Below are 20,784 nucleotides of genomic sequence, written 5' to 3'. Positions count from 1 at the left end.
GCGGGCATGGCGCTGCTGCTGGGGGTGGATACGGGCGGAACCTATACCGATGCGGTGCTGATCCGCGACGAGACGGAGGTGATCGCCAGTGCCAAGTCGCTGACTACACGGGATGATCTGGCGATAGGTGTCGGCGGTGCGGTGCAGGCGGTGCTGGCGCAATCGGGCGTCGCCCCCGAGGCGGTCTCGATGGCGGCGCTGTCGACGACGCTGGCCACCAATGCGCTGGTCGAAGGTCAGGGCGGTCGCGTGGCGCTGATCTACATTGGTTTTGCCGAGGCCGATCTGGACCGGCACGGGCTGCGGGAGGCGCTGAAGGGCGATCCGGCGCTGGTGATGGCAGGCGGCCACACCCACGCCGGCAGCGAGGCAGCAACGCTGGATGTGGCCGCGCTGGAAGCCTTTCTGCGCCGCGAGGGGACGGGCGTGACCGGGTTTGCCGTTGCCGGGGTCTTTGCCACCCGCAATCCGGCGCATGAGCTGGAGGCGGCGCGAATCATCCAGGAAATCACCGGCGCGCCGGTGACTTGCTCGCACCAGCTGTCGGCGCGGTTGAACGGACCGAAACGGGCGGTCACGGCCGTATTGAACGCGCGGCTGATCGGGATGATCGACCGGTTGATCGGTCGGGCGCAGGACAAGTTGTATGACCTCGGCATCAGGGCGCCAATGATGGTGGTGCGCGGTGACGGTGCGTTGATGAGCGCGGAACAGGCGCGGGAGCGGCCGATCGAGACCATCCTGTCTGGTCCTGCGGCTTCTATCGTCGGTGCGCGCTGGCTGACTGGCGCGCAGAATGCGCTGGTCAGCGATATCGGCGGCACGACCACGGATGTTGCGCTGATCCGCGATGGGCGACCGGCCATTGATCCGGCAGGCGCGCAGGTCGGAGGGTTCCGCACCATGGTCGAGGCCGTTGCGATGCGTACCACCGGGTTGGGCGGCGACAGCCAGGTGCATATGAACGCCTCTGGCCTGGCTGGTGGTGTGACGCTGGGGCCTCGGCGGTTGGTACCGGTGGCGCTGATCGCCACGGAGGCGCCGGAACGGGTGCATGCCGCCCTTGACAGCCAGCTGCATGCGAGCACCGTGGGTGAACATGACGGGCGGTTCGTGCGGGCGGTACCGGGCGGTGCAGTGGCCGGTTTGGGCGAACGCGAGGCTGCCTTGCTGGCGCGGATCGGTACCGAGGTGCAGCCCTTGGGGCAGGTGTTGCGGACCCGGATCGATCAGGCGGCGCTGGCGCGGCTGGTGGATCGCGGGCTGGTGCAGATGGCGGGGGTGACGCCCTCGGATGCAAGCCATGTGCTGGGACGGCTGGAGAGCTGGGACCGGGAGGCGGCAGTGAAAGCGCTGACGCTGTTTGCCCGCCGCCGTGCAGGCAGTGGCAACCGGCTGGCGCGCGATGCCAAAGAGCTTGCGCGCATGATCATCGACCAATTGACCGAACAGACGGCTTTGACCTTGTTAGAGACTGCTATTGCAGAGGAGGCCGAGGGTTTCGACTTGCCTGCGGAGCAGCTTGCGCGGCATGTTCTGTTGCAAAAGGGGCTGTCAGGGCACCGCGGGCTGCTGGCGCTGGATGCGTCGGTGAATGTTGATGTCGTCGGCCTAGGCGCTTCGGCGCCCAGCTATTACCCGGCCGTTGGAGAACGCCTGCGTGCGCGGATGATACTGCCGGAGCACGCCGGTGTGGCCAATGCCATCGGTGCGGTCGTTGGCCGTGTGTCCATGCGGCGCACTGGTACCGTGACCGCGCCAGCCGAAGGCAAATTCCGCGTGCACCTGGAGAGTGGTCCGCAAGACTTCATGGAGAGAGATGCGGCATTGGCGGCTTTGGAGCATGCCCTGTCCGAGGAGGCCCGAGGCGCTGCAGAGGCGGCGGGGGCCGATGACATCCAGGTGCATGTCGCCCGGGATGTCAAAACCGCCCAGCTGGAAGCGCGGGAGGTGTTTGTCGAGGCGACCCTGACGGTGGAGGCCAGCGGGCGACCGCGGGTCGCGCGGGGCTGAAGCGGAAAGCCCACGGGACGCCCCGGAACACAGGTTGCAGGCTCTGGGCGCGCCCACTGTGGGCAGAAATACAGGCAGCCTCCGTCCCGTCGTCTTGGGCGAAGGCTGCCGTGGCAGACCTTATTCCGCTGCGGTGCTGCGCTTGGGAAGCACCCAGTCCGGACGAGGGAAATGGCAGGTGTAGCCATTGGGCAGGCGCTGCAGGTAGTCCTGATGTTCCGGCTCGGCCTCCCAGAAATCGCTGACGGGCTCCACTTCGGTCACCACTTTTCCGGGCCACAGGCCGGACGCGTTGACGTCGGCGATGGTGTCTTCGGCCACGGCTTTCTGCCGTTCGTCCACATAGTAGATGGCGGAGCGGTAGCTCATTCCGACGTCGTTTCCCTGCCGGTTTGGCGTCGTGGGATCGTGGATCTGAAAGAAGAACTCCAGCATCTCCCGGTAGGATGTGACGGCCGGGTCGAAGATGATTTCGATCGCTTCGGCGTGGGTGCCGTGGTTCTGGTAGGTGGCATTGGGCACGTCGCCACCGGTATACCCGACGCGGGTGCTGAGGACGCCTGGGCGTTTGCGGATCAGCTCTTGCATGCCCCAGAAACAGCCGCCTGCCAGTACGGCGCGTTCGGTAGTGCTCATTTCACGACCTCCACTTGGTTGATGTAATCGCCATATCCCTCGGCTTCCATGTCGTCCAGATGGACAAAGCGCAAGGACGCGGAGTTGATGCAGTAGCGCAGGCCGCCACGGTCCATCGGGCCGTCGGGGAAGACGTGGCCCAGATGGCTGTCGCCATGCGTGGAGCGGACCTCGGTGCGGATCATGCCGAGCGATCGGTCCTCAAGCTCCTGCACGTGAGCGGGTTCGATCGGTTTGGTGAAGCTGGGCCAGCCACAACCGGAATCATATTTGTCGGAAGAGGCGAACAGCGGTTCACCGGAAACGATGTCGACGTAGATGCCCGGCTCCTTGTTGTGCAGCAGCTTGCCGGTCCCGGGGCGTTCAGTTCCGGATTCCTGTGTCACGTGATATTCTTCCGCCGAGAGCGCGGCGATGGCGTCGGGGTCTTTGTGGTAGCGGGTCATGGGGTCCTCACGCCGTTGTCTATGGCAGTGGATAATGGGGGCTGGCGGCGCATTTTCAATGTCATGTTACAGGCGGCTCGCGGTGCCGTGTGCGGCGCCGCGCCCTCAGTTGGCAAAGGCGGCCGCCAGCTCGGCCGGTAGCTCGAATTCGCCAAGCACCCGCGCGCGCGCTTCCGGCGACATCTTGCGGGCGGTCTTTTCGACGATCCGTTGCACCTTCTCCGCCGGGTGTTTGGCGGCAAAGGGGGCAAAGTACCACTTCAGGAAGACCAGGCAGATGATGTCCTCCAGCGCTTGCACCTGCGGGTCGCGCTTGATGCCCTCCTTGCGCAGCATCTTGGCGGCTGCCTGCTGCGCCTCGGTGTCATAGCCAGCCTGTTGCATCAGGTTGCTCACCACCTCTGCGTGGTGTTCAGCTTCGGCCTTGCGCCAGGCCAGATAGCCGGCCCGGCCTTCGGGATAGGCTTCACGCGGGAGCTTCCAACGCTCAATGTGCTGGCCGCGGGCCGCAATCTGCAGGGTCTCGTAGGCGTCCGGAAACAGGCGTGCCTGTTCCGCAGACATGCGCTGACCGTAGAGCAGGGCGGCCGGTTGGCCGTTCTCGAGGTTGGGGTCCTTGGCGTTGGCGGCATCGATGGCCTCCATCACCTGGGTCAGTCGTGCGCTCATACGGCAATCTCCTGTCGGGTTTGGTCATAGGTTACGCTGGCAGCGGGGGCTGGTGCAACGGCGTGCGCCGCGCCAGCGGCGCCGGGCCCAAGGGGCGCGGGCGGGCGTCAGCCCGGTTTCGCCGCGCGGGAGCCCTCCACCGCTGGCTGGGCGCCCACGTGCGGCTGGCGGGCCAGTTGCACCACCAGAATGCCTGCGGTCACGATGGCCACGCCCAGCAGATCCAGCGGGCCGAGGCTTTCCCCCAACAGCAGGCTGGCAACTGCCACGCCGAAGACGGGGTTCAGGAAATGAAACGTGGCCGCGCGTATGGCGCCGATGCGGTTCAGCAGCAGCACCCAGATGAAGGTCGCCATCAGCCCCGGCACGATCGTGGTGTAGACAAAGGCGGCAGCCAGTCGCCAGGTCGGGGTGACAAAGATGGTTTCAAACAGCGGCGCCGCAACGAACAGGATGGCCGAGCCAACCAGCATCTGCAGTCCCACGACCATCATGAAATTCCCGCCCGAGGTGGCCCCGCGCAGCGCCAGCGTGGCGGTGGTCAGCGCCAGTACGCCCAGCACGCAGAGGGCGACCCCCATCAGGTCTACACCGGCGCTGATCCGGGTGCCCATGATCAGCGCAACACCGATGAACCCCGCCGCCAGTCCCAGATAGCCAAGTGGGCGCAGCCGCTCTCCCAGGAAGCCCCAACCGGCCAGCGCCACCAGCAGCGGCATGGTCGAGGCGATGATCGCTGCCAGCGACGCCTCGATCCATTGCATGGCGACGAAGTTTAGCCCGAGGTAGAGCGCGTTCTGGCACAGGCCAAAGATCACCGTGGCGCGCCATTGGCCGGGTGTGAGCCGCCACGTCTGCCCCAGCGCGCGGGCGATCGCGACGCCGATCAACCCCGAGATCAGGAACCGAACGGCCAGTGAAAACAGGGGCGAGGCGTCCTGCACGATGATCCGTGCCGAAGTGAAGGCCGAAGACCACATCAGGGCAAAGGCAAGCCCCATGGCAATTGCGCGTGCGTCCATCCAACATCTTCCCTGTTTGTCGCGGGGCGGTCCCAGTGTGCGCGGAGCTTCGTTCAAGCACGCCCATTGTGCAAGGTCGAAGCCAGTCGCGAAGAGCAAGCCAGCGGTTCGCGGTTGAAAAGCTCACAAAAGAAAAGGGCCGCCCGCAAGGGCAGCCCTGAAACTGGTCGGATCGCGAACCGGACTTAGCCGTTGACGCTGTCCTTCAGCGCCTTCGCGATGGTCATTTTCACGACCTTGTCGGCTTCCTTGGTGAATTTCTCACCGGTGGCAGGGTTGCGCACTTCGCGCTCGGGACGCTCGCGGCAGTAGATCTTGCCAACGCCCGGCAGGGTCACCGCGCCGCCGTTGGACACTTCGCGGGTGATCAGCGCGCAGACCGCTTCCAGCGCGGCACCGGCGGTTTTCTTGTCGCTGTCCATTTCCTCCGCCAGGGCGGCAACGAGCTGGGTTTTGGTCATCGGTTTGGACATTCTTCGTCTCCTTAAACTGCCCGAACTGTGGGGCCTCATTGCCGGACATTATCGTTATGTTGTGGGGCAACACAACTTCTTGTGTGCATTGGGCGAAGGAAATAAGGCGATTTTCACCGGAAATTCGCGAAAAAAACCGCCTATAGGAAGGCCGTTTCGTCGAAAGAGCGCAGTTTCCGGCTGTGCAGGCGCTCCAGCGGCATGCCGCGCAATCGCTCCATAGCTTTTATGCCGATTTGCAGATGTCGCGCAACTTGGGTCTGATAAAAGTCCGACGCCATGCCCGGCAACTTCAACTCGCCATGCAGCGGTTTGTCGGAGACGCAGAGCAGCGTGCCGTAGGGCACGCGGAAGCGGTAACCGTTGGCGGCGATGGTTGCACTCTCCATGTCCAGTGCGATGGCGCGGGACTGGGACAGCCGCTGCACCGGGCCGGACTGGTCGCGCAGTTCCCAGTTGCGGTTGTCGATGGTGGCGACGGTACCGGTGCGCATGATCCGCTTGAGGTCGTAGCCCTCGAATTCGGTGACCTCCTCAACCGCCTCTTCCAGCGCCACCTGGATCTCGGCCAGCGCCGGGATCGGGGTCCAGATCGGCAGGTCGTCGTCCAGCACGTGGTCCTCGCGCAGGTAGCCATGCGCCAGAACGAAGTCCCCCAGCGCCTGGGTGTTGCGAAGGCCGGCGCAATGGCCGACCATCAGCCACGCATGCGGGCGCAGCACCGCGATATGGTCGGTTGCGGTCTTGGCGTTCGAGGGACCGACGCCGATGTTGACGAGCGTGATGCCGCTCCCGTCTGCCCGCTTCAGGTGGTAGGTGGGCATCTGCGGCAGCTTGGTCAGCGCGGGGATTGGTGCTGCCGGATCGGTGATCTCGTGATCGCCGGTGCTGACAAAGCTGGTGTAGCCCGACTCCGGGTCCGCCAGCTGGGCGCGTGCATAGGCCTCGAATTCGGCCACGTAGAACTGGTAGTTGGTGAACAGTACGTGGTTCTGGAAATGCTCTGGGCTGGTCGCCGTGTAATGGCTGAGCCGCGCCAGCGAGTAGTCGATGCGCTGGGCGGTGAACAGCGCCAGAGGGCCGGTGCCGTTGGCGGGCTGGAAGGTGCCGTTGACGATGTCGTCATTGGTGGTCGACAGATCCGGCACATCAAAGACATCGCGCAGGGTAAAGCCGGCCGCGCCTTCCTGCGGCACGGTCAGATCGGGGCGCGAGGCGACCGCGAAATGCACCGGGATCGGCGTGTCGGAGACACCGATGGTCACCGGCTGGCCGTGGTTGCGGATCAGCAGGCTGATCTGCTGGATCAGGTAGTTGCGGAACAGGTCCGGCCGGGTCACCGTGGTGGCATAGGTGCCGGGGGCCGAGACATGGCCAAAGCTGAGGCGGCTGTCCACCTGCGCAAAGGTCAGGGTGGAGAAGCGGATTTCAGGGTAATAGGCGCGGATGCGCTGGTTGTCCGGCGCACCGTCGGCCATGGCGCGGATGAACTCCTCGCACAGAAAGGCGGTGGCCTGGTTGTACAGCAGCTCCAGCCGATCGACGGCTTCGGTTGCATCAGTGAATTGTTCAGCGGGCGGGTGGCCTGGGCGTTTGGTTGTTATCATTGTGCGGGCTCGATCACCGGGATTTTCTGGAAGGTACGGACGTCAACAAGGCCGAGGTCGGAGATCCTGAGTTCAGGGATCACCACCAAGGCCAGCAGAGAGTGCTGCATATAGGCATTGTTCAGCTTGCAACCACTGGCTTGCATTGCCTCGACCAGGGCCTGCGCCTTGGCGGCGACCTCGGTTGCGGGGCTGTCGGACATCAGGCCCGCGATCGGCAGTTCGACCAGCGCCTGTTCCTGGCCGTCGCGGAACAGGGTGATGCCACCACCGACCTCGGCCAGGCGGTTGGCGGCCAGTGCCATCTGTTCGCGGTCGGTGCCGACCACGATCATATGGTGGCTGTCATGCGCCACGGTGGAGGCCATCGCCATTTTGCCCTCGTAGCCGAAGCCCTGCACGAAGGCGTTGGTGACGCCGCCGGTGGCGCGGTGGCGCTCGACCAGCGCGATCTGGCAGACCTCGTCCGTGCCCTCGACCAGCCCGTCGATGACGGGCAGTTCAGCCTTCAGCGCCTTGGTCGGGGCCTGGTTTTCAACTACACCGATCACATTGGCGGTGACGGCATTGGCGCCCTCGGGGGCTTTCACCTCGAAGTCCGCAGCACCCAGTTCGTGGCCCAGGTGCACTGTGCCGCGGGCATGCGCCGGCCAGTCCAGATGTGGGCAATCCACCTTGATAGAGCCTGATTCCGCCACGATCTGGCCGCGCGCGATCACCACTTCGATCGGCAGCTCGCGCAGGTCGGAGGTCAGGATCACATCAGCGCGGCGCCCCGGCGTGATCGAGCCGATCTCGCGCTCCAGCCCGAAATGGGTCGCGGTGTTGATCGTCGCCATCTGCAAGGCAACCACCGGGTCGCAGCCGCAGGCAATGGCGTGGCGCACCACCCGGTTCATATGACCATCATTGACCAGCGTGCCGGAGTGGCAGTCGTCGGTGCAAAGGATGAAGTTTCGCGGATCGAGACCCTTCTCCGTGATGGCGGTGATCTGCGCCTCGACGTCGTACCAGGCGGAGCCCAGCCGCACCATGGCGCGCATGCCCTGACGCATCCGGGCGATGGCGTCGGCCTCACAGGTGCCTTCGTGATCGTCGGCCGGGCCGCCCGCCACATAGGCCGCGAAATCGGGGCCAAGATCGGGCGAGGCATAATGCCCGCCCACGGTTTTGCCGGCGCGCTGGGTGGCGGCGATCTCCGCCAGCATTTTCGGGTCCCCCGCGGCAACGCCGGGGAAGTTCATCATCTCGCCCAGACCAATGATACCGGGCCAGTTCATCGCCTCGGCCACGTCCTCGGCCGAGATTTCATAGCCTGTGGTCTCCAGCCCCGGCGCCGAGGGCGCGCAGCTGGGCATCTGGGTGAAGATGTTGACCGGCTGCAGCAGCGCCTCGTCATGCATCAGGCGCACGCCTTCGAGGCCGAGCACATTGGCGATCTCATGCGGGTCGGTGAACATCGAAGTGGTGCCATGCGGGATCACCGCGCGGGCAAATTCCGCAGGCGTCAGCATGCCGCTCTCGATATGCATATGGGCGTCGCACAGGCCGGGGATCATGTAGCGGCCATTCGCCTCGATGATCTTTGTGTCCGGCCCGGTGCAATAGGACGCATCCGGCCCGACGTAGGCAATGCGGCCCGCGGTGATTGCAATGTCGTGGCCTTCGAGCACCTCACGGGTGTGAACGTTCACCCATTTGCCGCCGCGGATCACCGTATCGGCGGCAGCGCGTCCGGCAGCGGTTTCGATGAGTTGAGGAGCGACGTCGGGCCAGCTTGGGAAGGTCTTGTTTGTCATGGCCTACTGTTGATGATTGCGCGCAAGGGTGCAAGACCCCTAGGCGCGGATCGTCACAGGGGTATGAAAACGGACGCGGACTGCGGGTGATTCCGCCGGGGCGGGCCGGGTTTCCATTCCGCAACCTTTGGGCGATGCTGGCGGCAGCGCAATTTGCCGGAAGGGATGCCGATGCACGCCATTGCAGATACCACCGCCCTGGTCGAGGAGGGGGTGCTGACCCCGGATCAGGCCCGCCGGATCGAGGCGCGCTCGCGCGAGGTGATGGTGCAGCTGGCGGTGAACGCCATCCTGTGTTTTGGCATCATCGCCGCCACCGCGGGCTTCATCTTCTGGCTGGCGGATCCGCTGGCGGTGGCGCTGACCGGGCTGTTGATGCTGGGCGGCGGGCTGGTGGTGCTGGCGCGGGGTGGCGCGATGCTGCGGATGTTCGGCAATTCCGCAACCCTGATCGGCGCGGGCATGCTGCTGGGCGGCGCCGCGATTGAGCTGGTCGACAAGCATGAGGCCATCGCTGGCTGGGTGATGCTGCCCGCCGGCGCATTGGTCACCGGGATCTGCGTCTGGCGCTGGCGGCAAGGCGCATGGTCCACCGAATTTGTGTTGGGCGCGGTGCTGCTGATGGGGCTGGCGATGCATCTGGCAGGGATCGAGCTGCTGTTGCAGCAGCACGAGATCGGCTCGCCCCTGCGCAATCTGGTGCTGCTGTATTACACGGCGGCGATTGCGCTGGCAGGCTGGCTGATCGACGTGCGTTTTGTCACCGCGCTGGCGATTGCGCCCTTTGCACAGATGCTGGAGACCGGCACCAGCTATTTTCATGCGGCCTATGTGTTTTATTCACCGGAATCGACGCTGACGATCCTGCAGATGGCGGCTCTGATTGGCCTGTGCCTCTGGGGCGCTGCCCGGCTGGCTGATCGAGACGCCCGGCACCTGCGCATCCTTGCGATCCTCGGCTTTGCGATTGCCAACCTCTGCGCGCTGGTCGGCTCGCTGTGGGGCGATGTGGTGGGCGAAACCGTCTGGGGGCCGGGGCGCTTCCGGGACGGTTATGCCGATTGGGAAAGCTATGCCGCGGCGCGCGATGCCTTTCGCGACTCTGCTCTGTTCATTTCCGAGGGCGTCTATTCGGTGCTCTGGGCCGCTGTGCTGGCGGCGGTGATCTTTTGGGCGGCGCAGCGGCATCAGCGCGGGCTGTTCAATGCGGGCATGACATTCGCCGCGATCCACGCCTATACCCAGATGTTCGAGAGCTTCGCGGATGAGCCGCTGGCCTATGTGATCGGCGGGCTGGCAGCGATTCCGCTGGCCTGGGGGCTGTGGCGGCTGAACCTGTGGATGGCGGCGAAACAGGCCTAGCTGCCGCTGCCGCGGAGGCTGCGCGGGGTGGTGCCGAACTCCGTCCTGAAGGCGCGGGTTAGCGCGCTGGGATCGTCGTAGCCGCAGCGCAGCGCGATTTCCGAGACGTTCAAAACAGTCTCTAGCACAAGCTTTCGCGCCTCGATCAGCCGCAAGCGCCGGTAGACGGCCTGCGGTGTCGCGCCCAGATCCGCGCGCATGCGGCGCTCCAGATCCTTCTGGCTGCGCCCCGTTTGACGGGCGACCTCGGCTATTGGCAGCGGGGTTTCCAGATTGGCCTGCATCAGCGCCACCGCGCGGGCAACGGGGCGGCTGCGGGCCAGGATCGGATCCTGGGTGTCGGTGGCCTCGGCCGCCATGAACAGCGCCGCCACCTCTAGCCGCAGGGCCGCGCCGTGGTGCTGGCCGATCAGCTCCATCATCGTGTCAAAGGCCGCCAGCGCGCCGGTGCAGGTGATGCGGTTGCCATCCATCACGTGACGTGCGCGCTGGGCCTGCACCTCGGGGAAGCGCTCGGCAAAGCGGGTCAGCTCCTGCCAATGGATGGTTGCCTGATGCCCGTCCAGCAGCCCGGCCTGCGCCAGCAGCCAGGCGCCGGTGTCGAACCCCGCCAGCACATCATAGCGCCGCGCCGCCGACTGGAGCGCGCGGCTGGCCGCAACCGTGGCATGGCGCAGGAAATCATAGGAGGGCATCGCGATCAGCATATCGCCGCGGCAGTCGGCCAGCCGCCCATGAGCGCGCACCTCCATTCCCGAAGACGACACCGCAGTCCCGCCATCCAGCGTCAGGAAGCGCCAGCCATAGACCTGACGCCCGGCAAAGGTGTTGGCAGCGCGCAGGGGTTCGACCGTATTCGCCAGACAATGGGCCGAATAAGCATCGAACAGCAGCACGTCCACCTGCCGCACCGCGGCGTGATCTTTTGTCCAGTTTTGCATGATTTCATCTAACTTTGCATGATGAGGTGAGGCAAGCGGCGTAACCTGACACACAACAGATTTGCAAAGGATGTCCGCCATGCAGTTCGGAATGACCGAAGAACAGTCGATGATCGTCGAGACCACCCGCGCCTTTGTCGAAAAGGAGCTGTACCCGCATGAGGCGGAGATCGAGCGAACCGGTCATCTGGACATGGACGTGATCCGTGACGTCCAGAAGAAGGCGATGGAAGCGGGGCTTTATGCGGCCAATATGCCCGAGGAAGTCGGTGGCGCGGGCCTCGATACGCTGAGCTGGCTGCTGTACGAAAAGGAACTGGGTCGCGCCAATTATGCGCTGCATTGGACCGGGGTTGCGCGGCCGTCGAACATCCTGCTGGCAGGCACCGAAGAGCAGAAGGAAAAATACCTGTTCCCCTGCATCCGGGGCGAGAAGTGGGATTGCCTGGCCATGACGGAGCCGGACGCGGGCTCGGACCTGCGCGGCATGAAGGCCACTGCGCGCAAGGACGGTGATGACTGGATCCTGAACGGCACCAAGCATTTCATCAGCCACGCGGATATTGCAGATTTCGCCATCTGCTTCATGGCCACCGGGGTTGAGGACACCCCGCGCGGGCCGAAGAAGAAGATCACCGCCTTCTTTGTCGACAAGGGCACGCCGGGGTTCGAGGTGCGCGAGGGTTACGGCAACGTCAGCCACCGGGGCTACACCAATGCGGTGCTGGAATTCGATGACTGCCGCCTGCCGTCCTCGGCCATCCTGGGCGAGGTCGACAAGGGGTTCGAGGTCGCCAACACCTGGCTGGGTGCCACGCGCCTGCAGGTGGCCGCCACCTGCCTTGGGCGCGCTGACCGCGCGCTGCAGCATGCGCTGGAATACGCGGCGGAGCGCAAGCAGTTCGGCCAGCAGATCGGCAAGTTCCAGGGCGTCAGCTTCAAACTCGCCGACATGGCGCTGGAGCTGAAGGCGGCAAATCTGCTGACCTGGGAGGCCGGCTGGAAGTTCGACCAGGGAACCGTAACAGAGAGCGACATGTCGATGGCCAAGCTGAAGGCGACCGAGATGCTGGCGATGGTCGCGGATGAGGCGATCCAGATCCACGGCGGCATGGGGCTGATGGACGAGCTGCCGCTGGAACGCATCTGGCGCGACGCGCGGGTGGAGCGTATCTGGGAAGGCACCAGTGAAATCCAGCGGCACATCATCAGCCGCGAGATGCTGCGCGCCTTGGGAGGCTGACATATGACCGGGACCGCGACCCCGAAACCCGTTGTGACCATTACCTACTGCATCGGCTGCAACTGGCTGCTGCGCGCGGGCTGGATGGCGCAGGAGCTGCTGCAAACCTTTCAGGACCAGCTGGGCGGGGTGACCTTGGTCCCCGGAGATTTGGGCGGGATCTTTGAGATCCATGTTGATAAGGAGCTGGTCTGGGAACGCAAACGGGACGGCGGCTTTCCTGATGTGAAAGAACTGAAAACCCGCGTGCGTGACCGGATCAGCCCTGAACAAGACCTCGGCCATCTGGACCGTGGCAAGACCGGTGAATAGGATCTCATGCAGTCTCTAAATAGGCTTTTTCGCCCCAAAACCATTGCTGTAATCGGAGGCGGTGCCTGGTGCCGACTGGTGATCACGCAATGTCAGAAAATGGGGTTCAAGGGCTCCATCTGGCCCGTCCATCCCAAGGCCGACGAGGTGGCGGGCTTGCCTGCGGTCCGGGATGTGGAAAGTCTGCCCGCGGCGCCCGACGCTGTGTTCATCGGGGTGAACCGCTTTGCCACGAACGAGGTCGTGCGGGCCCTGGCGACACGTGGTGCGGGCGGCGCGGTCTGTTTTGCCTCCGGCTTTCTTGAGGCCGAGGCGGAAGATGCCGAGGGTGCGGATCTGCAGGCACAACTTCTTGAGGCGGCGGGAGATATGCCGATCCTCGGGCCGAACTGCTATGGGTTTATCAACTACCTTGATGGCGCGCTGCTGTGGCCGGACCAGCATGGTGGCGTCACCGCCGAGACCGGCGTGGCGCTCATCACCCAAAGTTCCAACATCGCCATCAATCTGACCATGCAGAAGCGGGGCTTGCCGCTGGCCTATGTGGTGACCGCCGGCAACCAGGCACAGACTGGTATCGCCGCCATCGGCGAGGCGCTGCTTGAGGACGAACGAGTCACTGCGCTGGGTCTGCATATCGAGGGCTTTGGCGATCTGCGCGCGTTCGAATCGCTGGCGGCGCGCGCCCGTGCGCTGGGCAAACCGATCATAGCGCTGAAGGTCGGCAAATCGGCCGAAGCCCAGGCCGCGACTGTTTCCCATACCGCTTCGCTTGCGGGCGGTGACGCGGGAGCCGGGGCTTTGCTCTCACGCCTTGGCATCCCGCGTCTGGAGGATCTGCCCTCGTTTCTGGAGACACTGAAGCTGTTGCATGTGACAGGGCGACTGCCTTCGAACCGTATTGCGACCATCAGTTGCTCGGGCGGAGAGGCAAGCCTGGCGGCGGATACAGGCCATACGCGGGCAGTCGAGTTCCCGCCCCTGAACGCGCGGCAGACAGCCGATCTGCGGGCGGCCCTAGGCCCCATGGTGGCGCTGGCCAACCCGCTCGACTACCACACCTATATCTGGCGGGACGCCGATGCGATGACGCAGGCATTCTCGGCGATGATGGATCCCCAGCTGGCGATCACCCTGCTGATCGTCGATTTCCCGCGCGCGGATCGCTGCGATGCATCGGACTGGGAGTGTGCCATCGAGGCAGCCATCGGCGCGCGGCGCACCACCGGGGCCAATGTTGGTCTGGTGGCGACCTTGCCGGAACTTCTACCCGAAGATGTGGCGGCCCGCTTGTTGGCGGCAGGCGTGGTGCCGTTCTGTGGTCTCAGCGAAGCCATCGCCGCATGCGAAGCGGCCAGCCTGCTGCCGCCGGAACTACCGGCGCCCTTGTTGCTGCCGACCCCGACGGTTGAGCCGGACCTGGTCCCGGAGGCCGATGCCAAGTGGCAGCTGGCGGAATATGGCCTGCGGGTTCCCCGTTTCAAACGGGCGGCATCAGCGGCCAATGCGCGTGCGGTGGCGGTGGATGTGGGGTTCCCGGTCGTGTTGAAGGGCGAAGGTGTCGCCCACAAGACCGAGGCGGGGGCGGTTGCGCTGAACCTCAGCACGGGGCAAGAGGTCAGCGACGCTGCATTCGCGATGCCCGCCAAGCGCTTCCTGGTGGAGGAAATGGTCACCGACGTGGTGGCGGAGCTGCTGATCGGGGTCGTCAAGGATCCGGCACATGGCTTTGTCATGACGCTGGCTGCGGGCGGTGTCCTGACCGAGCTGCTGGAGGACCGTGTGTCCTTTCTGCTGCCAGCCAGCGATGCGGCAATTGCGTCGGCCCTGAATGGGCTGCGGATTTCCCGGCAGTTGCAGGGGTATCGTGGCGCCGCGGCCGCCGATCGGGATGCCATCCTGCGGGCGATCCGCGCGGTGGAGGCCTACGTGATGGAAAACGCCTTGGGCCTGGAAGAAATCGAAATCAATCCGCTGCTCTGTACTCCGGCTGATGCCGTTGCCGCGGATGCGTTGCTGCGGCGCAAGTACTGAACAGCCATTCTGGAGGACACCACATGAGCGAAAGCCCTGTCAAAACGCGCCGGGACGGCGCCATCCTGGAGGTCACGCTGGACCGCCCCAAGGCCAACGCCATCGACCTGAAGACGAGCCGGGCCATGGGCGAGGTGTTTCGCGATTTCCGGGATGACCCGGATTTGCGGGTGGCCATCCTCACCGGTGGTGGCGAAAAGTTCTTTTGCCCCGGCTGGGACTTGAAGGCGGCCGCGGACGGCGACGCGGTGGATGGTGATTATGGCGTCGGCGGCTTTGGCGGGCTGCAGGAACTGCGCGACATGAACAAGCCCGTGATCGCCGCGGTCAACGGAATCGCTTGCGGAGGCGGGCTGGAGCTGGCGCTGTCGGCGGACATGATCATCGCGGCAGATCATGCCACCTTCGCCCTTCCGGAAATCCGGTCCGGTACCGTGGCCGACGCCGCCAGCGTCAAGCTCCCCAAGCGGATCCCCTATCACATCGCCATGGAACTTCTGCTGACCGGGCGCTGGTTTGACGCCGAGGAGGCCCATCGCTGGGGGCTGGTGAATGAGATCGTGGCCGCGGATCAGTTGATGGACCGGGCTTGGGAACTTGCGCGTCTCCTGGCGTCCGGTCCCCCCCTGGTCTACGCGGCGATCAAGGAGATCGTGCGGGATGCCGAGGACAGCAAGTTCCAGGATGCGATGAACCGAATAACCCGCCGTCAGCTCAAGACAGTGGATGTGCTCTACGGGTCCGAGGACAATCTGGAAGGCGCCCGTGCCTTCGCCGAGAAGCGCGACCCAGTTTGGAAAGGCCGGTAATCCGGTAACCAGCCCGGAAAGGCCGGTGAGGCGGGGTCTCCCGCCTGCTTCTGGCCAATGGAGGATTGGCCGAACCAGTTGGGCATGGCGCCGCGCCAAGGCGCGGCGCGGTTGCGCCTGATCGCTGGCCCACGCGCGCGCAGTCAGACCTTTTGGAACAGGGCGATGAAGGCGGTGTCGTTCCGGTGCGGCCCCCTTGCAGCGGGGCCGTATATCGGCACGTCATCGAGTGAGAAATCCTTGATCCATTGCCCGTTTTGCAAACGTTTGAAGGCCTGATCGAACCCGGCCGTTTCGAAGAAGCGGGCATTCACTGACAAAGCGAATTGTGCGCCGGGCACGGCAGTTCGCAGAAGGGCAGGCAGCACCTCGGGGCCAAGGTGGCCATGGGTGAAAGTGCCGGAAGATACCACCCCGCGATAGACACCGCGGGGCACCGGTATGCCCTCGGTTAGGTCGGCTTCGATCACGTCGCGGTAGGCGTCCTTGCGCAGCGCACGGCCCAGCATCGCCGGGCTGATGTCCGTGGCATCCACCGGTTCCAGTCCCAGCCTGCGCAGGGCGACCCCACAAAGGCCTGTGCCGGCACCGACATCGAGGATCGGTCCCTGACCACCGGCATCAGCAAACGCGCGCGCAACTGAGTCGGGCAGCGTGTAGCCCTCCCCGGCGGCAAATTCCGCGTCGTAGCTGTCGGCCCATGCGCCATAAAACTGTCTGGAGTCGCTTGGCGATTTCAGGGCGTAGGCGTCCGAAAGTTTCTGTTTTGGCGTATCCATGCGGCCTATCAAAAGATGGAAGAGGCGCGGAATCAACCCTTGCACCCCTGAGCCAGTGCACGCATCAAGAGACAATGGGTAAAACACTTCTTTGTCTTGGGTTTGGCTATACGGCGCGGGCACTGGCCCCGCGTCTGATCGCGCGCGGCTGGCGCGTCATCGGTACCACGCGGGACGTGGTCCCGGGCGATGTGCTGGACGTGCAACTGCAGCGTTGGCCCGGTACTCGGTTGCCGCTGGAGGGGGTGACCCACGTCCTGAGCTCGATCGCGCCGACCGGGGCCGGTGATCCCGTTATGGCTGAGCTTCGCGACCAGTTTGAGGCGGCTTCGGATCTGCAATGGGTGGGTTATCTGTCGACCACGGCAGTCTACGGCGATCATGGTGGTGACTGGGTGGACGAGGATACGCCGCTGACCCCGGCCAGCTTGCGCGGCGAATGGCGGCAGCGCGCGGAGGCCGAGTGGCAGGCGGTGCCCGGGCTGCCCTTACACATCTTCCGTCTGGCCGGCATCTACGGCCCTGGTCGCGGGCCCTTCGCCAAGCTGATGGCGGGCAAGGCGCGCCGGATTGTCAAACCGGGACAGGTTTTTTCACGCATTCACGTGGAGGATATCGCGCGCGTTCTGATGGCCTCGATGATGCAACCGCGGCCGGGCGCGATCTACAATGTCTGCGATGATGATCCCGCCCCGCCTCAGGACGTGTTGGGATATGCAGCTGAATTGCTGGGGCTGCCTGTACCTGCCGAAGTGCCTTTTGAAGAGGCCGGCATGACCCCGATGGCGCGCAGCTTCTATGGAGAAAACAAGCGCGTCAGCAACCGTCGTATCAAGGAAGACCTGGGCATCAGCCTATTGTATCCGAGCTACCGCGAAGGGTTGCGGGCCGTGCTTGCGGCGGAGGATATGGAGAGCTTTGTTCCGCCTTCAGAGCCTCCGGGTGTGTGACCGGATTGAAGCAGCGCGTCATTCGGCGGCCAAAGGGCAAATCTGCCGACCCCGTCCGGCACACGAAAATTTGTGCCGGTCGCACAGGATTGCCATCTTGACGAAGCCGACCCGGGCCATGAGAAATGCTGTCATGGAGCGTCTGGCGCAAATCTCTTGGATCTTCAGAATGGTCACTGCCTACGCAGTGATTCTGGGGATGCTATTTTCCCTGCCGTCAGCCGCGCATGCTTTTGCTGGCCACCACGATGCTCCGCACCTTGCCCATGCTGAAGATACACATGCTGGAGTACCGGGCGCGGTGCATGCGGCCAATGCCCACCACGTGACAGCGCAGGACAGCCACGGCACCGTTGATGACCTGGACACCACGAATTGCTGCGCAGGCTCCTGTATGGCGGTTGCGGTGCTTTCCCTGCAGCCAACGGAAATTGTGCTGAAGCAGTCCGAGCGCTGGGCGCAAAGGGATTCGCAATTGCCCTCGCGTGAGCAGATCGCACTGCTGCGTCCTCCGAGACACTGAGACATCTGAACCGTTTCGGCGGTTTTTAGCCCGCTCCTGCGTGCACATGCAGGAGCAGTTCAGATCATTCTCGGAATATTCACATGAAATCCTACTTTCTGGCCGGGGCGGGCGCCCTGCTGCTGGGAGCGTGCGTCGGGACACCAACGCCGCTGCCCGAAACCGCAGCGTTGGAGCGCGCGTCGCAGCCCACTGGCCCCTATCGCACCCTTGCCTATGAGGACCCCTTCAGGGGCTACGAACGCCACCAACCCAGCGGCCCCGGGTCCTGGCGCGGCGTGAATGAGCAGCAGCAGGGAGGCCACCATTGATGCGTATGAAAACGTGGCGGTTGGTCCTCGCTTGCCCGGTCGCGCTTGCGGCTTGCGCGACAGCGGTTCCCGAAAAATACACCAATCCCAAGGCTGGTTTTCAGGAGGTGGTCAGCCGGACTTCGACGGCGATCGGCAAGCGTACCGCCTTTGCCCAGACGCAAGCTGAAAACGAGGCGCTCGCCAAGGAAGTTCGCAGCCTTGTTCATGGCAAGACGATCTCGGCCGATACCGCGGTGCAGGTAGCCTTGTTGAACAACAAAGGTCTGCAAGCTTCCTATGCGGCGGTTGGGCTTTCGGCGGCCGAAGCCTGGCAACAGATGACACCGGAGAACCCGGTGGTCTCGATTGGGCTGATGGGCATCGGTGCGCCTGAACTGGGTCTCTACCGGGCGTTGGAATCCTCCGTTGCCGTGAACTTGCTGGATGTGAAAAACCGCAAGCAACGTATCGCGGTGGCCGAGGCCCAGTTCCAGCAGGCCCAGCTGAATGCGGTGAACGACACGCTGGCGTTGGCCGCAGAGACGCGGCAGGCCTGGATCAACGCAGTGGCGGCGTTCGAGCGTCTCAGCTACCTGCGCAAGGCCGGCGAGACTGCCGCGGCGAGCGCCGAGTTGGCCAGCCAGCTGGGCAAGACCGGCGCGCTGAACAAGGCAGGGCAGGCGCGGGAGTTTGCCTTCAACGCGGAACTGGCAGGCCAGGTTGCCCGGGCGCGGCTGGATGCCAAACTGGCCAAGGAAGAGCTGACACGGCTGATGGGGCTGTGGGGCAGCGATGCCAACTACTATGTGCCGGATGCGTTGCCAGCGCTGCCGAAGTCGCTGCGCAAATTGCCCGCCATCGAAAAGACCGCGTTGCAGAATCGCGTCGATCTACAGGTTGCCAAACTGGGTCTGGAAGCACAGGCGCGCGCCTTTGGCCTGACCGACAGAACACGGCTTGTCACCGATCTGGAGCTGATCGCTGGCGTCGAGTCGGAACGTGAACGCGAGGATGGGGAAACCCACACCGAGCCCCTGCCGCAGCTGGAGCTGGAATTTGCCATTCCGATCTTCGATACCGGCAAGGCGCGGATGCGCAAGGCGGAGCTGGCCTACATGCAAGCCGCCAATGCGTTGGCAGAACGGGCCGTGAATGTCCGCTCGGAGGCCCGCAGCGCGGAGCTGGCCTATTATTCTTCGTATGAAATCGCCCGCCACTATCGCGATGTGTTGGTGCCGTTGCGCCAGATGATCGAGGAAGAAGGTCTGCTGAGTTACAACGGCATGATCACCAATACCTTCGAACTGCTGACCGATGTGCGTGAAAAGCTCTCCAGCTTGCTGGAAGCGGCCAATGCCAAACGCGATTTTTGGCTGGCGCAGGCCAATGTCACCGCGGCGATCTACGGCGGCGGCACAGGATCGGCCCCGCAGGGCGGCGGCGCGGAAATCGCCGCTGGCGGCGGTGCTGGCCATTGAAAGGACCACATGACATGATGAACCGACGTCAAATACTCGGAGCCGGCGCCGCGGGTGCCGCGCTGGTCTCCAGCCAGGCCTGGGGCAAGACCTCCAACATGGGCCTGCCCGAAGCCGCCAGCATGGACACCGCGGCCACCCAGCCGCCGCTGGCCCCAACCACCGGGCCGGACTACAATCCGACCGTCACCCTGAACGGCTGGACCCTGCCGTTCCGGATGAACAACGGGGTGAAGGAGTTTCACCTGGTGGCCGAACCGGTCGAGCGTGAGCTGGCCGACGGCATGATCGCCCATCTGTGGGGCTACAACGGCCAGTCCACCGGCCCCACCATCGAGGCGGTGGAGGGCGACCGGGTCCGCATCTTCGTGACCAACAAGCTGCCGGAGCATACTTCGGTGCATTGGCACGGGCTGATCCTGCCCTCCGGCATGGACGGGGTCAGCGGCCTCAGCCATCCGGGCATCCCGCCCGGCAAGACCTTTGTCTACGAGTTCGACCTGACCAAGTCTGGCACCTTCATGTACCACCCGCACGCAGACGAGATGGTGCAGATGGCGATGGGCATGATGGGCATGTTCATCGTGCATCCCAAGGATCCGTCCTTCATGCCGGTGGACCGGGACTTCCTGATCATGCTGAACGCCTTCGACATTGATCCCGGCTCTTACGTGCCCCGGGTGATGGAGATGACGGACTTCAACCTGTGGTGCTGGAACAGTCGCCTCTTCCCGGACATCGACCCGCTGGTGGTGAACCAGGGCGACCGGGTGCGGGTGCGGGTCGGCAACCTGACGATGACCAATCACCCGATCCACATGCACGGCTATGACTTCGAGGTGACCTGCACCGACGGTGGCTGGGTGCCGGAAACCGCCCGCTGGCCGGAAGTGTCGATCGACATCCCGGTCGGGGCCATGCGCGCCTATGAGTTCGACGCGGTGCATCCGGGCGACTGGGCGATCCACTGCCACAAGTCGCACCACACGATGAACGCGATGGGCCACGACGTGCCGACCTTCATCGGCACCGACAAGCGCAAGCTGACCGGCCAGATCCGCAAGCTGCAGCCGGAATACATGCCGATGGGCACCGCCGGGATGGCCGACATGGGCGAGATGTCCATGCCGCTGCCCGACAACACCGTGCCGATGATGGCCGGCTGGGGGCCGCACGGGCCGCTGGAGATGGGCGGCATGTTCTCGGTCGTCAAAGTACGCGAGGGCATCGACGCCGACGATTACAGCGACCCGGGCTGGTATGAAAACCCGCCCGGCACCGAGGCCTACGAGTGGACCGGCTCACTGCCGGAACCGACCCGTGTCGAAGACGCCCAAACCCGCATTACCCCGAAACCCGCCGCCAAGGGCTGACCGGCCTCTGGCTTTAACCAGA

General features: G+C 64.5%; 20 protein-coding genes. 11 read left to right on the top strand and 9 right to left on the bottom strand.

All coding sequences use genetic code 11. From position 1 onward, the window contains the following. Positions 1-6 precede the first annotated feature (6 nt). The gene (locus tag ACZ52D_RS07415) at positions 7-2,013 is read left to right on the top strand and encodes a hydantoinase/oxoprolinase N-terminal domain-containing protein (RefSeq protein ID WP_464443015.1); all 2,007 of its coding nucleotides are present in this window, start codon (positions 7-9) and stop codon (positions 2,011-2,013) included. Positions 2,014-2,133: 120 nt separating this feature from the next. Here ACZ52D_RS07415 and msrA read toward each other — a convergent pair whose 3' ends face one another. The 7 genes from msrA to ade all read right to left on the bottom strand — a co-directional run bounded on the left by msrA (position 2,134) and on the right by ade (position 8,665). Next, positions 2,134-2,649 carry a peptide-methionine (S)-S-oxide reductase MsrA gene (gene msrA / locus ACZ52D_RS07410; protein WP_464443014.1) on the bottom strand — a complete coding sequence of 172 codons (516 nt, stop codon included), beginning with the start codon at positions 2,647-2,649 and terminating at the stop codon, positions 2,134-2,136. Then, positions 2,646-3,095 carry a peptide-methionine (R)-S-oxide reductase MsrB gene (gene msrB / locus ACZ52D_RS07405; RefSeq protein ID WP_222454477.1) on the bottom strand — a complete coding sequence of 150 codons (450 nt, stop codon included), beginning with the start codon at positions 3,093-3,095 and terminating at the stop codon, positions 2,646-2,648. Before msrB ends, msrA begins: the two co-directional genes overlap by 4 nt. A 105-nt stretch (positions 3,096-3,200) precedes the next feature. After that, complete coding sequence (locus tag ACZ52D_RS07400; protein WP_464443013.1) at positions 3,201-3,764, bottom strand: DUF4202 domain-containing protein; 564 nt, start codon at positions 3,762-3,764, stop codon at positions 3,201-3,203. A 107-nt stretch (positions 3,765-3,871) separates the two neighbouring features. Further along, positions 3,872-4,786 (bottom strand): DMT family transporter, encoded by a 915-nt coding sequence (locus ACZ52D_RS07395; protein WP_464443012.1) that lies wholly within the window; start codon positions 4,784-4,786, stop codon positions 3,872-3,874. Between the two features lie 185 nt (positions 4,787-4,971). Beyond that, entirely contained in the window at positions 4,972-5,259 is a 288-nt protein-coding gene (locus tag ACZ52D_RS07390) for an HU family DNA-binding protein (RefSeq protein WP_222454480.1), read from the bottom strand. 140 nt (positions 5,260-5,399) lie between these two features. Next, positions 5,400-6,866 carry an AMP nucleosidase gene (locus ACZ52D_RS07385; RefSeq protein WP_464443011.1) on the bottom strand — a complete coding sequence of 489 codons (1,467 nt, stop codon included), beginning with the start codon at positions 6,864-6,866 and terminating at the stop codon, positions 5,400-5,402. Further along, positions 6,863-8,665 carry an adenine deaminase gene (ade, locus tag ACZ52D_RS07380; RefSeq protein ID WP_464443010.1) on the bottom strand — a complete coding sequence of 601 codons (1,803 nt, stop codon included), beginning with the start codon at positions 8,663-8,665 and terminating at the stop codon, positions 6,863-6,865. The genes ACZ52D_RS07385 and ade overlap by 4 nt, the downstream gene beginning before the upstream one ends. Positions 8,666-8,836: 171 nt before the next feature. Between ade and ACZ52D_RS07375 the strand changes: the two genes are divergently transcribed. After that, positions 8,837-10,027, top strand: a complete 1,191-nt coding sequence (locus ACZ52D_RS07375; protein WP_464443009.1) for a hypothetical protein — start codon at positions 8,837-8,839, stop codon at positions 10,025-10,027. Here the strand turns inward: ACZ52D_RS07375 and ACZ52D_RS07370 are convergent. Further along, on the bottom strand, positions 10,024-10,968 hold the full coding sequence (locus ACZ52D_RS07370) for a GlxA family transcriptional regulator (RefSeq protein ID WP_464443008.1): 945 nt from the start codon (positions 10,966-10,968) through the stop codon (positions 10,024-10,026). The two genes, ACZ52D_RS07375 and ACZ52D_RS07370, sit on opposite strands and share 4 nt — an antisense overlap. A gap of 79 nt (positions 10,969-11,047) precedes the next feature. Here ACZ52D_RS07370 and ACZ52D_RS07365 point away from each other — a divergent pair, with 79 nt between their 5' ends. From ACZ52D_RS07365 to ACZ52D_RS07350, 4 genes are read left to right on the top strand one after another with little or no spacing between them, the layout of a single operon-like run. Then, a complete protein-coding gene (locus ACZ52D_RS07365; RefSeq protein ID WP_464443007.1) occupies positions 11,048-12,211 on the top strand; it encodes an acyl-CoA dehydrogenase family protein in 1,164 nt (387 codons plus the stop codon). Between the two features lie 3 nt (positions 12,212-12,214). Further along, the gene (locus tag ACZ52D_RS07360) at positions 12,215-12,523 is read left to right on the top strand and encodes an Rdx family protein (RefSeq protein ID WP_222454486.1); all 309 of its coding nucleotides are present in this window, start codon (positions 12,215-12,217) and stop codon (positions 12,521-12,523) included. 6 nt (positions 12,524-12,529) lie between these two features. Next, positions 12,530-14,557, top strand: coding sequence for an acetate--CoA ligase family protein (locus ACZ52D_RS07355; RefSeq protein ID WP_464443006.1), 2,028 nt, complete (start codon positions 12,530-12,532; stop codon positions 14,555-14,557). Positions 14,558-14,580: 23 nt separating this feature from the next. After that, complete coding sequence (locus tag ACZ52D_RS07350) at positions 14,581-15,366, top strand: carnitinyl-CoA dehydratase (protein WP_222454488.1); 786 nt, start codon at positions 14,581-14,583, stop codon at positions 15,364-15,366. A 143-nt stretch (positions 15,367-15,509) separates the two neighbouring features. On the opposite strand, the gene ACZ52D_RS07345 is transcribed toward ACZ52D_RS07350, so the two are convergent. After that, complete coding sequence (locus tag ACZ52D_RS07345; RefSeq protein ID WP_464443005.1) at positions 15,510-16,145, bottom strand: class I SAM-dependent DNA methyltransferase; 636 nt, start codon at positions 16,143-16,145, stop codon at positions 15,510-15,512. Positions 16,146-16,219: 74 nt separating this feature from the next. Between ACZ52D_RS07345 and ACZ52D_RS07340 the strand changes: the two genes are divergently transcribed. From ACZ52D_RS07340 to ACZ52D_RS07320, 5 genes are all read left to right on the top strand, one after another. Then, positions 16,220-17,095: an SDR family oxidoreductase gene (locus ACZ52D_RS07340; protein WP_464443004.1), complete on the top strand. Its 876-nt coding sequence runs from the start codon at positions 16,220-16,222 to the stop codon at positions 17,093-17,095. A 133-nt stretch (positions 17,096-17,228) separates the two neighbouring features. Beyond that, a complete protein-coding gene (locus tag ACZ52D_RS07335; RefSeq protein ID WP_464443003.1) occupies positions 17,229-17,618 on the top strand; it encodes a hypothetical protein in 390 nt (129 codons plus the stop codon). Between the two features lie 83 nt (positions 17,619-17,701). After that, entirely contained in the window at positions 17,702-17,929 is a 228-nt protein-coding gene (locus ACZ52D_RS07330; RefSeq protein WP_417475445.1) for a hypothetical protein, read from the top strand. Next, positions 17,929-19,389 carry a TolC family protein gene (locus ACZ52D_RS07325; protein ID WP_464443002.1) on the top strand — a complete coding sequence of 487 codons (1,461 nt, stop codon included), beginning with the start codon at positions 17,929-17,931 and terminating at the stop codon, positions 19,387-19,389. The genes ACZ52D_RS07330 and ACZ52D_RS07325 overlap by 1 nt, the downstream gene beginning before the upstream one ends. Positions 19,390-19,403: 14 nt before the next feature. Continuing rightward, a complete protein-coding gene (locus tag ACZ52D_RS07320; RefSeq protein WP_464443001.1) occupies positions 19,404-20,762 on the top strand; it encodes a multicopper oxidase family protein in 1,359 nt (452 codons plus the stop codon). The last annotated feature ends 22 nt before the right edge of the window (positions 20,763-20,784 follow it).

It is taken from the genome of Leisingera sp. S2M4, from assembly GCF_055398055.1.
Note: the sequence above shows the minus strand (reverse complement) of the source record. Positions and strands in the feature narration are given on the sequence as shown.

Excerpts from the sequence above, each read along its gene's own strand:
- ACZ52D_RS07415 (WP_464443015.1), top strand. The coding sequence starts at position 7 with ATGGCGCTGCTGCTGGGGGTGGATACGGGCGGAACCTATACCGATGCG.
- msrA (WP_464443014.1), bottom strand. The coding sequence starts at position 2,649 with ATGAGCACTACCGAACGCGCCGTACTGGCAGGCGGCTGTTTCTGGGGC.
- msrB (WP_222454477.1), bottom strand. The coding sequence starts at position 3,095 with ATGACCCGCTACCACAAAGACCCCGACGCCATCGCCGCGCTCTCGGCG.
- ACZ52D_RS07400 (WP_464443013.1), bottom strand. The coding sequence starts at position 3,764 with ATGAGCGCACGACTGACCCAGGTGATGGAGGCCATCGATGCCGCCAAC.
- ACZ52D_RS07395 (WP_464443012.1), bottom strand. The coding sequence starts at position 4,786 with ATGGACGCACGCGCAATTGCCATGGGGCTTGCCTTTGCCCTGATGTGG.
- ACZ52D_RS07390 (WP_222454480.1), bottom strand. The coding sequence starts at position 5,259 with ATGTCCAAACCGATGACCAAAACCCAGCTCGTTGCCGCCCTGGCGGAG.
- ACZ52D_RS07385 (WP_464443011.1), bottom strand. The coding sequence starts at position 6,866 with ATGATAACAACCAAACGCCCAGGCCACCCGCCCGCTGAACAATTCACT.
- ade (WP_464443010.1), bottom strand. The coding sequence starts at position 8,665 with ATGACAAACAAGACCTTCCCAAGCTGGCCCGACGTCGCTCCTCAACTC.
- ACZ52D_RS07375 (WP_464443009.1), top strand. The coding sequence starts at position 8,837 with ATGCACGCCATTGCAGATACCACCGCCCTGGTCGAGGAGGGGGTGCTG.
- ACZ52D_RS07370 (WP_464443008.1), bottom strand. The coding sequence starts at position 10,968 with ATGCAAAACTGGACAAAAGATCACGCCGCGGTGCGGCAGGTGGACGTG.
- ACZ52D_RS07365 (WP_464443007.1), top strand. The coding sequence starts at position 11,048 with ATGCAGTTCGGAATGACCGAAGAACAGTCGATGATCGTCGAGACCACC.
- ACZ52D_RS07360 (WP_222454486.1), top strand. The coding sequence starts at position 12,215 with ATGACCGGGACCGCGACCCCGAAACCCGTTGTGACCATTACCTACTGC.
- ACZ52D_RS07355 (WP_464443006.1), top strand. The coding sequence starts at position 12,530 with ATGCAGTCTCTAAATAGGCTTTTTCGCCCCAAAACCATTGCTGTAATC.
- ACZ52D_RS07350 (WP_222454488.1), top strand. The coding sequence starts at position 14,581 with ATGAGCGAAAGCCCTGTCAAAACGCGCCGGGACGGCGCCATCCTGGAG.
- ACZ52D_RS07345 (WP_464443005.1), bottom strand. The coding sequence starts at position 16,145 with ATGGATACGCCAAAACAGAAACTTTCGGACGCCTACGCCCTGAAATCG.
- ACZ52D_RS07340 (WP_464443004.1), top strand. The coding sequence starts at position 16,220 with ATGGGTAAAACACTTCTTTGTCTTGGGTTTGGCTATACGGCGCGGGCA.
- ACZ52D_RS07335 (WP_464443003.1), top strand. The coding sequence starts at position 17,229 with ATGGAGCGTCTGGCGCAAATCTCTTGGATCTTCAGAATGGTCACTGCC.
- ACZ52D_RS07330 (WP_417475445.1), top strand. The coding sequence starts at position 17,702 with ATGAAATCCTACTTTCTGGCCGGGGCGGGCGCCCTGCTGCTGGGAGCG.
- ACZ52D_RS07325 (WP_464443002.1), top strand. The coding sequence starts at position 17,929 with ATGCGTATGAAAACGTGGCGGTTGGTCCTCGCTTGCCCGGTCGCGCTT.
- ACZ52D_RS07320 (WP_464443001.1), top strand. The coding sequence starts at position 19,404 with ATGATGAACCGACGTCAAATACTCGGAGCCGGCGCCGCGGGTGCCGCG.